The sequence below is a fragment of the Halobacillus sp. BBL2006 genome (assembly GCF_000786645.1).
Lineage (GTDB): Bacteria > Bacillota > Bacilli > Bacillales > Halobacillaceae > Halobacillus.
On sequence record NZ_JRNX01000731.1, the window covers coordinates 1 to 3,681 of the forward strand.

3 protein-coding genes and 2 pseudogenes are annotated in these 3,681 nt (G+C 38.8%); all 5 read left to right on the forward strand.

What is annotated here, in order from left to right; translation table 11 throughout:
- Positions 1-279, forward strand: a pseudogene (locus LD39_RS23660) (metallophosphoesterase); the annotation flags it as partial.
- Positions 280-378: 99 nt separating this feature from the next.
- Positions 379-1,278, forward strand: coding sequence for a MerR family transcriptional regulator (locus tag LD39_RS18970; RefSeq protein ID WP_035551813.1), 900 nt, complete (start codon positions 379-381; stop codon positions 1,276-1,278).
- A 128-nt stretch (positions 1,279-1,406) separates the two neighbouring features.
- Positions 1,407-1,988: a genetic competence negative regulator gene (locus LD39_RS18975; RefSeq protein WP_035551815.1), complete on the forward strand. Its 582-nt coding sequence runs from the start codon at positions 1,407-1,409 to the stop codon at positions 1,986-1,988.
- A 405-nt stretch (positions 1,989-2,393) separates the two neighbouring features.
- Positions 2,394-3,338 carry a D-alanine--D-alanine ligase gene (locus LD39_RS18980; RefSeq protein WP_035551817.1) on the forward strand — a complete coding sequence of 315 codons (945 nt, stop codon included), beginning with the start codon at positions 2,394-2,396 and terminating at the stop codon, positions 3,336-3,338.
- A 130-nt stretch (positions 3,339-3,468) separates the two neighbouring features.
- Positions 3,469-3,681: pseudogene (locus LD39_RS18985) on the forward strand (glutamate dehydrogenase); the annotation flags it as partial.

Below are 3,681 nucleotides of genomic sequence, written 5' to 3' on the forward strand. Positions count from 1 at the left end.
ATCGACTCAATTCATCCTTACCAAATTCTCTGTGTTCACGATCCCTACGTCTATAAGCAAATGAATACAGTTGATCAAAAAAGATTTGATCTTGTTTTAGCTGGACACACTCACGGTGGTCAGATTCGATTTCTCGGAGTTGGTCCTTATACAAGGGGAGGATGGTTCAGTAACGATGGCATTCCCTTCTTAATAAGTGAAGGGTACGGAACAAGCTTGATGCCGCTTCGTTTGGGAACTAAAGCCGAATGTCACCTGATAACCATAAGGAAATCTTGACAGACATTATCCAATTATTATAAAAAGAATATACAAATTTTACACAATATTTATCATTCCTATATAATATAAGCAAAATGAGAATTTGGAGGCAGTCCGATGGCGACAACAAAACCGAAATACAATATTAAAGCTGTTTCTCAGATATTGGGCATTCAGCCTGGTACCCTGCGCGCTTGGGAACGCCGTTATCAAATGATCCGCCCTTCAAGGAATGAAGCGGGACATCGTTTGTATTCCGATGAACACCTTAAAATCTTGAAATGGCTGATGGAAAAAGTAAATAAAGGGTTTACCATCTCGCAAGCCGTCTCTCTTCTGGAAAGTAATCAGGAAACGATCACTGAAACGGATACTTCAAGTCAATCCAGTCAGTTAGATAAAATAACTGAAGAATTGCTCGATCAATTGCTCTCATTTAATGAACACGAAGCTCAAAGAAAATTGGATCATGCGTTCACTCTTTTCACTCCAGAAACGGTTGCAATCGACATTATAGGGCCTCTGTTAGTGAAGGTTGGTGATTTATGGGAGAAGAATCAAATAACCAGTGCTCATGAACATTTTGCAAGCCACTTCATTCGTTCACGTATCGGAATGATGTTATTATCGGTGCCTTCTGACTCAATCCTTCCTAAAGCACTGTTAGTCTGTGGACCTAATGAACGACACGAGTTGGGGTTATTGATTTTTGCTCTGTATTTAAAACGTAAGGGCTATGATGTCATATACTTAGGTCAGAGTATCGCCGGCGGGGACATCGATATAGTCATTGAAGAAGTTGATCCTACTTACATGTTCATGTCGTGTACCTTAAAGAAAAACATTCCTATTACCGTACGATTGGCTGAATCCTTGCAGAAGCAGTTCCCTGAACTTAAGGTGGGACTGGGGGGATATGCTTATGACCGTTTATCAGAACTTGATAAAAAACGTATTGAACCATTTATTGTCGGGAATACAAGAAAAGACTGGGAAGAGTGGTTGAACGCGACCTGATTTTCACTTAGAGCTTAAAATGGTTGCCCCTTGTATAAATCGTCATATATAATTTGAAAAAAGGTGCCATAATCGCATTAGTCATCATAGGATATAGATAACACACATAGTGACAGGGGGGCGATCATGTGCGAGTAGAGAGAATGTCTAATGAGAAATTTAAAATCTTTCTCACTTTTGATGATTTAATGGACAGAGGGCTGTCTCGCGATGAACTTTGGAGCGATCTTCCAAGGGTTCATCGGATATTTAGCGATATGATGTACGATGCTGGCATAGAACTTGGTGTGGAACTAACGGGTGTGTTACTGGTGCAAGTATATTTACTACAAGCACAAGGCATGCTAGTCGTCGTCACAAGAACCGAACCCGTTGATATTGAAGATGAAGAAGATTATATGGAAATGAAGGTCACCTTAGATGAAAGTAATGAGATGATGTTCTGCTTCGATAACTTTGAAGATGTGATCCAGGCATCAATTCATTTGAATCAGCTTGATGTAGACGGAGGAAGTGTCTATTTTTATCACGACAACTATTATATGTTGCTTCGAGATGAAGATATTTGGCACTTAGATTCCGATCAAGTAATTGCGTTATTGTCAGAATTCGCTTCCGCATCTACAGCCACTTCTCATCGTTTAATTGAATACGGCAAGACCATTATGGACAGTTATGCTTGTGAAAGGATTGTCGAATATTTCTCATAAGGTTTGTATGATTATGAACGTTGCTTCCTCTTAGCTTCGTTCTTTTTATTTTTCGGATAGGTTAACTGCTTTTGTTAATTTTAGTGATCGGCTTATCTAATAAATGAACAAAACGAATCAAAATGTACAGAATTGTAGAAGTACCTATTTCGAGATATTCTTCTATTCCTTGCGGTTATGAGCAGAAGGTGGTCCGGGAGACTTGTTTTCCTTCCCCTTTTACAACAACGGAGCTAATTATCTTGAACCAGAGTCCTCTACAATCGTTAGCTTTAAATGGATATGAAGGAGCAACATAAAGATATAATAGAACTTATTTTTAAATAGAAGACCGTGGATGAACATGTTAAGATGTATGAGAATGTAGTTTGATTTTTTATGTAGTTATGAAATGGAGTGTGCACAATGAAGATTGCGGTATTATACGGAGGAACTTCTGGTGAAAGAGAAGTTTCCTTATCCACTGGACAGGGAATTATAAAAGCGTTGAAAAACAAAGGTCATGAAGTCACAGGGATAGATTTCTCACCGGAAAAAATAACCGAAGTCCTTCAATTGAATGTAGATTTAGTATTCATAGGTCTGCATGGCAGATTTGGAGAGGATGGGAGAATCCAAGGGTTACTGGATATGTTAAATATTCCTTATGTAGGTTCAGGAGTCTTAGCCTCTGCTTTAGCAATGGATAAGGCGAAGTCAAAGCAGATTTTCGCTTCAAATGGGATTCAAACTGCGAAAAGTAAGACATATGATGTGACAGACAATTCTTTACTTCAAGAGATTGGAGACGACGTAAAGCATTCTTTTTCTTTGCCATTCGTGATCAAGCCAAATCAGGAAGGGTCTACGCTTGGATTAACGATCGTAAAAGAAGAGAACCAGATTGCAGAAGCAATCGCGACTGCAGCAAATTCTGATTCTATCATACTAGTAGAAGATTACGTAGGAGGAAGGGAAGTTACCGTTCCTGTCGTCGGACTTAAGGGTATTGAAAAAGCACTCCCTGTAATTGAAATTATTCCGAAGAATGATTATTATGATTTTGATTCAAAATATAAACCTGGGGGCAGTGAGCATATTGTCCCTGCGAAAATTGATAAATCACTTACGGATCAATTGCAGAAAGAAGCAGTTCTTGCCCATCAACTGCTTGGCTGCGAGGTTTATTCGAGAGTGGATTTCATTATTAATGAAAACAACCAGCCAATCATATTAGAAGTTAATACTCTACCAGGGATGACTCCGACTAGTTTATTCCCTGATTCCGCACAGGAAATCGGTTGGAATTATGATGATCTAATACAAAAATTCGTTGAGCTTTCATCAGCAGGGAAAAAACAAAGAGTGTAATCGCTTACATTTTTCTTTGGTAAATAGGTGAAAATCATCAATTCTCGCTTTCCATAATTGGTGCGAAAGTGTATACTATTCACTGAAGATGACCCTGAAAGCGAATGGATGGATATTAGGAGGTAAATGGATGGTAGCCGATAAGCCAACAGATACTGCAAATGAAAACAATGACAAACTTGACGTGTTAAAATCCACTCAGACAGTGGTCAAAAAAGCACTTGATAAATTAGGTTATCCCAATGAAGTATACGAACTTATGAAAGAACCTGTACGGATGATGACGGTTCGAATCCCTGTCCGTATGGATAATGATCACATCAAAGTATTCACTGGTTACCGT